We start from the raw sequence: 8125 nt of genomic DNA on the forward strand, positions 1-8125 counted from the left end.
AGATGTGTATAAGGGGCAGGGGCTGACGTGCTCAACTCGGCCCGGCCCGCCGACGACGGGGAGGAAGCCAGGGCGATCGTCGTCAGGTCGATGCCCGGGGAGAGCAGGGCCACCGTCGCCCAGCCCGTCAACGCGCCGCCAGCCGAGGCCAGTACCGCCTGCGGCAGGGACTCCAGGATCAGCAGGCGGCGGCCCTGGGCGCGGGTGAGGCCCATCGTGCGCAGGCGGGCCAGCAGGGCGGTGCGTTCGGGGGCCGCGCGGAGCAGGGAGAGCAGCAGGGCCAGGACCGCGTAGCCCGCGCCCGCCGCCACCGCCGCCGTGTAGATGTCCTCGGCGCCCGACTGGAGGGGGGAGTCGACATAGCGGGCGCGCTCCTGCGACCTCAGCTGTACGTGGCCCGCGCCGCCCGTCGCCTCGCGCAGGGCCGTCGCGTCCAGCCGTGCGCCGGTCAGGAGCAGTGCCGTCGGGCGGGCCGCCGCCTTGGGCAGCTCCGCCCGGTTCACGACCAGGAACTCCGCGCCGGACACCGCCGGAGTGCGGTCCCGGACCGCCGTGATGCGGACGGTGAAGGTGGTGCCGTCCTGGAGCCGCACGGGGAGGGGGCGGGTGCCGTAGGTGGCGGCCACCGTCGGGGAGGCCACGGCGGTCAGCGTCCCCCGAGCCTTCGTCAACTCGCCCTTCTCGAAGGGGCCCAGGCCCGTCCGGGAGGCCAGTGCCGTGTATCCGGCCGGGTCCACGCCGATCAGCGGCGCCGACTGCCGGCCGCCCGCGAGCTGGGCGTCGTAGGCGATGCTCACCGCCGCCACGTCCCGTACGCCCGGCGTACGGCGGATCCGGTCGGGCAGGGCGGAGGGCAGCGGCTCGTTGGCGTCCACGCGGGCGTCCGCGCCGATGGCGAGGAGCGCCGCGTGGTCGCGGGCCTCGCTCACACCGGTCAGGACCGAACCGCCGAAGGCCGCCGTCGTCAGGGCGGTGAGCAGGGCGAGGAGGGGAAGGACCGCGGAGGCGGACGTGCGGCCCGCGCGGGCCAGGGACAGGTGGGCGACCGCACCGCGCAGCCGGCCGGCGGGACGGGCCAGCCTGCGCAGCGGGAGCGGATAGAGGCGGACCAGGGCCAGAGCCGCGATCACCCCCGTCAACACCGGCGCTACGTAGGACAGTTCGTCGCCCTCCGAGCCCCGTCGGCGCAGCGTCTCGACCGCGGCCAGGGCCAGCACGAGCAGGGTCAGTTCGGCGACCGTGCGGCGGCGGGACGGCCGTGCGGTCGCCACGTCCTCGCGGCCGGTGTGGATCCGTACGACCCGATGGGCGGCCACCGCGCGCAGCGGCAGCGCGGCGCAGGCGGCGGCCGTGACCGCGGCGGCCGCCGCGAGCGCGTACGTCCGGCGGCCCTCGGGGAGCAGCAGCAGGGCCGCCGTCAGACCCACGGCACCGGCCGGGACGGCCACCGTCGCCGTCTCCGCGAACAGCCGGCCCGCCAGGCCGCGCAGGGACGCGCCGCGGGCCCGCAGCAGGGCGAGTTCGGTGCGGCGGCGGTCGGCCGCCAGACCGCCCGCCATCAGCAGGACGACGGCGGCCACCGTGCCCGCGCCGACCGCGGCGACGGCGACCAGCGGGGTGACGCCGGCCCGCAGCCGGTCGTAGGCGGTCAGGATGTCGTCGAGATCGGTGTCCGCGTCCGTGAGCGGACCGGTCACCTCACGGACCTTCTGGAGGGCCGGACCGGACTCCAGGGACGCCACCGCGGACTTCAGACGCCCGGCGTCGTAGGCGTGCAGGGCGTCCGTGACGGGCGCCAACTGCCAGTACCGCCAAGGGCTTCCGGGCGTGCCCAGCAGCGCGGGAGCCGCCTCCGGGGCGAGCAGCAGGGCGCCGAGCCAGTACTTCTCCGCGTTCGCCCCGGGGAGCGGGACCAGGGAGGGGCGGTGCAGGACGGGATGGGTCGACCAGTAGGCGCCCGCCGGGTCGCTCGGGGTGACGATGCCGGTGATACGGACGACCAGCGGGTCGCGGCCCTCGCCGGGCACGTGGATCCGTGCGCCCACCTCGATGTGCAGGCTCTTGGCCGTCGCCGCGCTGACCGCCGCCTCCACCTCGGGCGTCGACGCGGTCACCGGGGCGGACGCGCGGGGCAGCCGGCCGGTGACCGAGCGGACGTGGCCGGCGAGGCCGTGCTGGGCGACCAGGGTGACCTGCGCGGGCGTACCGGTGGGCTGCGGGATCCAGGGGTCCGCCACCTCGATGCTGTTGGCGGTGCGCACGCCGTACGTCGACTGGCCGCCGTCGGCGACGAGGGGCTGCTGGACCGCGGCGAGGATCTTCGCGTACTGGTCGGCCAGCGTCGCCGGGAGGACGTCGTGCTCCGAGATGATGCCGTACTCGGGCTGGGCGTACAGCTGCACGGTCGTCCGGTCGGGGCCCGCCTGCTCGACGGCGCGGTGCAGGCCCGCGTCCTCGTACCGGTCGACCGCGCGCGGGAAGGCGGCGGCGAGACACGCGGTGAGCGCCACCATCACGGCGAGGGCGATCGCCGCACCGGGGGCGGCGCGCAGCCGGGTGCGGATCCACGGGGCCACGACGGACCTGGACCTCATCTCACTCACCACCCTGTTCCCGCAGCGCCACCACAGGATTCGCCCGCCGCAACGCCAACACCCCCGTCACCACCAGCGGCGTCACCGCCACCGCCCCCAGCAGCACCACGACCCGCGCGACCGGCAGCTCGACCAGCACCCCCGGCACCGGCCGGGTCGCCTCGGTGGTCAGGACGACCAGCGGGATCACCGCCCGTGCCAGTACCGTCCCGAGCACCGCCCCCACCGACAGGGCCAGCGTCACCAGGACGCCCTGCTCCAGGGCGATCGTGCGGGCCAGCCTGCGGCGCGGGGCGCCCAGGGCGCGCAGCACCGCGAACTCCGGGTCCCGCTCCCGCAGGGACCCCGCCGCGCTCACCGCGAACCCGAGCGCGGCCAGCGCCGCCGCCACCCCGGCCGCCGCGGTGAACGCCGCCTCGGGACCCGCCCCGAACGGGTCGTCGCGCAGCTCCTCGGCGATCTCGTCCCGTACGACGACCTGCGCGGGGTCCATGTCCGCACGGGCCCGCAGCGCGGACGCCACCTCCGCGGGCCGGTCCGTCCTCAGCCACCACTCCGTCGGCGTCACGCTCTCGCCGTACCGGGCCTCCAGCACCCGGTTCACGGACCGCAGATCGACCAGCAGGGCCCCGCCGTCGTCCACCGTCGTCGGCAGCGCCTCCACGGACGCCACGATCCGCACCGGCAGGGTCCGCCCGCCGAACGTCACATCGACCCGCTGCCCCGTGGCGGCGCCCGCCGAGGCGAGATAGCGGTCGGTGGCGACGGCGGTGAGCTGCGGCTGCGCGGGCTGCGCGACCTGGAGGCGGACGGTCAACGAGGCGATGACATAAGGGTTGTCGGCCGGGAGGTAGCCGGTGCCGTAGGCGGCCGTCGGCGGCTTCGACCCGGTCACGCGCGGCTTGGTGGGGAGATTGCTGCCGTCCACGTTCTCGACGATCCCGTCGGCGAGGGAGCGGACCGTCCAGTCGGCGGGCAACTGAAGCCGCTGTACGGACGTGTCGGACCGTACGGCCGACAACTCGTCCAGGATCAACCGCTGTTGCTGCGCCCGGCCGATGGGCAGGGGCTGGACGAGCTGTACGTCTGTCAGCGTCAACGGGCCCGGGGGTACGGCCAGTTCGAGCATGTGCGGCCGGCCGTCCCCGGCGAGGGTGCCCGCCGGAACCCGGTAGGGCGTCCCGTAGCGGTCCTCCAGCGTCACCGTCACATCGGCCAGGGTCTTCGCCGTGGCGCCGGCCAGCGTCGCCGTGAGCCGCAGCCGGGACGTGCCCGCCGGTATCTTCGCGCCCGCCGTCGCTCCCTTCGGGCCGAGCCCGGTGAACAGCGGGCGTACCGGCTCGGCGGCCAGGTCCCGGCGCATCAGCACGGTGTCCGCGGCGTGGGCGGTGTCCAGGGCCAGCACCGCCGCCGTGCGGTTCCCGGACAGGGGCAGTTCCGTGCGGACGGCGGGGGCCGCCTGCCGTACGTGCTCGACGGCCGCGTACTCGTCGGTGCGGCCGAGGTCGTCCTGTCCGTTGGCCAGCACCCGCACCGGCACCCCGGCCCGGAAGTCGGCCTGGTCGTCCTGCGAGCGGTCCCAGGAGGCGCCCTGGGCGATCGCCAGCATGCCGAGCGCGACGGCGAGGACCAGCAGCAGCACCGGACCCGCGCCGCGCCCCGGGCGACGGCCGATCTGCCAGCCCGCGAGGGCCGTGGCCAGGCCCCGCCCGGCGGCCGCCCGGCGTTCGGCGAGACGGGCCAGCGGCGGCAGCAGACGCAGGGTGAGGACCGTACCGGCGAGCAGTGCCAGGGCGGGGGCGGCGACCAGCAGCGGATCCACCCCGAGCGAGCCGGAGCCGTCGCCGGTGACGGCACCGGTGGTCTGTCCGCTGAGCTGCCAGTACGCGACCCCGGCGATCACCAGCAGCCCGATGTCCGCGCCCGAGCGCAGCGCGCCCGGCAGCGCGCGGGCCCGGCCGGTCGCGAAGGAGGACGTCAGCGCGGGCAGGGTCACCGCCAGGGCGCAGCCCAGCGCCACTCCGGCCGCCACCAGCCACACCCCGGTCCGGCCGCCGGCCGGCACGTCGAGCCGCAGCCCGATACGGGCCAGCGGACCCTGCCCGGCGAGCAGTCGGGTCAACGGCCCCGCCAGCAGGGGCGCCAGCGCCACCGCGGGCACCGCGAGCAGCAGCGCCTCGGTGGCGGCCAGGCCCGCGACCCGGGGCCGGGAGGCGCCGCGGGCCCTGAGCAGCCTGGTCTCGCCCGTGCGTTGGGAGCTCAGCAGCCGTGCCACCAGGAGCAGCGCACAGCCCGCGAGCAGCCCCAGCTGGAGCGCGACGATCAGCAGGGTGGAGCGCGAGACGAGCAGGGAGCGCTCGACGCGGTCCAGGACGGCGGGCAGTTGGGTGTTCGCGGCCGTCGTACCGCTCAGCGCGGACTCACCGCGCAGCGCCGCGCTGCCGTCACCGGCCGCCTCGCGCAGCGCGTCGATCCGCCCGGTCGTCAGCGTCGAGAAGTCGGCCGTCGCCAGCCACGCCGACGACCCGGCGCTCACCCGGCCGTCGGTCAGGGCGCCGGGGGCGGCGAGCAGGGGGCCGTACGTCGTGAAGTCGAGCTTGTTGACACCGCGGCCGTGCAGATCGTCGAGGAGCTGCCAGTACGGGGCGTCCGTGCGGGCCGGGCGGTACAGGCCGACGACCGTGATCCGCACGTCCGGGCCGTCCAGGCGGTCGACGAGGGTGAGGCGGGTGCCGGGCTTCAGCCTCAGGAGCCGGGCGGCGCTCTGCGGGAAGGCCACCTCGCCCTCGGCGGAGGGCGTCCGGCCCTCGGCGATGCGTACCTGGGAGCTGTCCAGTGCCGCGAAGTGCGTCAGATCCGGGTCCTCGGACCGCTCGGCGGCGGGCTGGAGCGAGCGGGGCAGCGCGTACGGGCCCGACCGCATGAGCTTGCGCACGGTCACCGGCAGCCCGTCGAAGGTCTTCCGGGCCCCTTCGCGTACGGCGGTGTCGGCGGCGGTCCGTTCCCCGGCCGGGACGTCGGCCTTGACGACCAGCGAGGTGTCGGCGGCGTTGCGGGTGTCGGTCAGGGAGTGGCGCAGGGCCGCGTCGCCGATCGCCCCCGAGTAGGCGGTGAGGGTCGCCAGGACCGCCGTGGTCAGCAGGACCGCCAGGAGTGCGGCGGCGAGCAGCGGGCGGTGTGCCCGCGCACGTAGGAGGACGAACCGCGCGACGGCCGCGAACCCCGTCACCCCGACCCGGCCCCCCGCCGTGTTGTCCAGACCTCCCGGCGATGTTGTCAGAGGAGAGCGGGCGCGGGTAAGCGGTTGTGGACCGGGCTTGACCGGATCGTGATCGGAATGCGGCGTTCGGCGACCGGAATCCGGGACTCAGCCGGTCAGCCCTCGGTGTTCACCATCGAGGCCGCGGCATACGTCAGGTAGTTCCACAGCGTGTGCTCGTGCTCCTCGGACAGACCGAGCTCGTCGACGGCGACCCGCATGTGCTTCAGCCAGGCGTCGTGCGCCGCGCGGTCCACCTGGAACGGGGCGTGCCGCATGCGCAGCCGGGGGTGGCCGCGGTTCTCGCTGTACGTCGTCGGACCGCCCCAGTACTGCATGAGGAACAGCGCGAAGCGCTCCTCCGCCGGGCCGAGGTCCTCCTCCGGATACATGGGCCGCAGGATCGGGTCCTCGGCGACACCCTCGTAGAAACGGTGGACGAGGCGGCGGAAGGTCTCCTCCCCACCGACCTGCTCGTAGAAGGTCTGCGTCTCAAGGGTGCCGCGCCGGATCTCATTCACGGGTCCATGGTCTCAGACGGGAGGAACCAGGACTTGGGGCTTAGGACCATTCCGCAGGACAGTGGAGGTATGGGTGCGCACGCTCGCCACAAGGACCTGGAGGATCTCGCCGCCGAGGCGCGGGCGGCACTGGTGCACCGGATCGACGAGAGCGGGGCCTGGGCGGACGACCCGGTGTGGCGGGAGGCCTTCGAGGCGGTGCCGCGGCATGTGTTCGTGCCGTACTACTACGTCGGGGTCGCGGGCGGCTACGAGCGCCGGTGGGGTGAGAGCCCGGACCCGCGCGCCCGCGAGCGCTGGGTGCGCGGCGCCTACGCCGACGCCCCGCTGGCCACCCGGATGCGCGACGGCGAGCTGCTCTCCTCCAGCAGCCAGCCCTCGCTGATGGCGATGATGCTGGCGGCACTGGAGATCGAGGACGGTGCCAGGGTCCTGGAGATCGGCGCGGGTACGGGGTACAACGCGGCCCTGCTCGCGCACCGGCTCGGCGACGACGGCCTCGTCACCACCATCGACCTGGAGCCGGAGATCACCGAGGCGGCCCGGCGGCATCTGGCCGCCGCCGGGTACCGCCCGTTCGTCGTCACCGGCGACGGCGCGCGCGGGGTGCCCGAGCGGGCCCCCTTCGACCGGATCATCGCGACCTGCACCCTGGCCTCGATCCCCCGGGCCTGGCTCGCCCAGTGCACCCCCGGTGCCCGGATCCTGACCCCGCTCGCCACCGGTCTGATCGCGCTGACCGTCCGGGACGCGGGGCACGCCGAGGGCCGCTTCCTGCACACGCCCGCCTACTTCGTGCCGCTGCGGGGCGAGGGGCGCCCGGAGCCGGAGCCCGCCCGGCTCGGCGGGGTGCCGCACCGGGCCCGGGAGCACGAACTGTTCCGCTTCCTGCTGGTGCTCAGCAGCGGCAGCCTCGACCCGCACGAGGCCTACCAGTTGTGGGAGCGCGAGGGGTGGCCGCCGCGGGAGCGGTACGGGATCACGGTGAGCGGCGGACGCGAGTGGGCGTGGCTGGACGATCCGGAGGGACCCTATGTGTGGACGCTCGGGGGCTGACATGGCGAAGGGGCCCGGCGTGTGGTGTGCCGGGCCCCTTCGTCGTCGTGTCTATCCGCGGCGGACCGTGATCGTCGTCCAGGCGCCCACGTGGACGCGGTCGCCGTCCTGGAGCGGTACCGGGACGAAGGGCTGGATGGGCTCCTCGGCGCCGTTGACCGTCGTACCGTTCGTCGAGTTCTGGTCGACGACCGCCCAGGTGCCGTCGGGCTGCTGGACCAGCACGGCGTGCTGGTGCGAGACGCCCGGGTCCTCCGGCGGCACCGACAGATCGATGTCGGGGGTGTCGCCGGTGGAGTGCCGGCGGCGGCCGATGGTGATCTGGTTGCCGGTGAGGGTGCGCTGCTGCTCGGGCGAGTACGCGGGCAGGTTGAGCCCCGCGGCCTCGGGACCGGAGCGCTGCATCATCGCCATGAAGTACTCGCGGTCCGGCCCGATCGTCGCCGTCCACGTCGAGGGCTGCTGCGGGTAGCCGGGGCCGGGTCCGGGCGGGGCCTGGGTGGAGCCGGGCTGCGGGTAGCCGTAGCCGCCGCCGGGACCGCCGGGCGCGGTGGCGGACGGCGGGGAGATCACCCAGTCGTCGTCACCGCCGCCGAAGCCGCCGGGACCACCGGGACCTCCCGGACCGGAGGGCTGGAAGGCCGAGGGGGCGCCGCCCGTCGCACCGGGGCCGGCGGGCGGCGTCGGTCCGGGAG

General features: G+C 75.4%; 5 protein-coding genes. 1 reads left to right on the forward strand and 4 read right to left on the reverse strand.

Features of this window, described 5'->3' with window-relative positions:
* The 3 genes from HLK59_RS45910 to HLK59_RS45920 all read right to left on the reverse strand — a co-directional run.
* The coding region (locus HLK59_RS45910) for an FtsX-like permease family protein (protein WP_171147623.1) at positions 1-2594 on the reverse strand (2594 nt) is incomplete at its 3' end.
* A gap of 1 nt (position 2595) precedes the next feature.
* Positions 2596-5823, reverse strand: coding sequence for an ABC transporter permease (locus HLK59_RS45915; protein ID WP_171147624.1), 3228 nt, complete (start codon positions 5821-5823; stop codon positions 2596-2598).
* A 146-nt stretch (positions 5824-5969) separates the two neighbouring features.
* Complete coding sequence (locus tag HLK59_RS45920; protein ID WP_171147625.1) at positions 5970-6374, reverse strand: globin; 405 nt, start codon at positions 6372-6374, stop codon at positions 5970-5972.
* Between the two features lie 69 nt (positions 6375-6443).
* Here HLK59_RS45920 and HLK59_RS45925 point away from each other — a divergent pair, with 69 nt between their 5' ends.
* Positions 6444-7430, forward strand: coding sequence for a methyltransferase domain-containing protein (locus tag HLK59_RS45925; RefSeq protein WP_171147626.1), 987 nt, complete (start codon positions 6444-6446; stop codon positions 7428-7430).
* A 51-nt stretch (positions 7431-7481) separates the two neighbouring features.
* Here the strand turns inward: HLK59_RS45925 and HLK59_RS45930 are convergent.
* On the reverse strand, positions 7482-8125 hold a 644-nt coding region (locus HLK59_RS45930), incomplete at its 5' end, for an FHA domain-containing protein (RefSeq protein WP_171147627.1).

The organism is Streptomyces sp. S3(2020) (genome assembly GCF_013044505.1).
GTDB lineage: Bacteria > Actinomycetota > Actinomycetes > Streptomycetales > Streptomycetaceae > Streptomyces.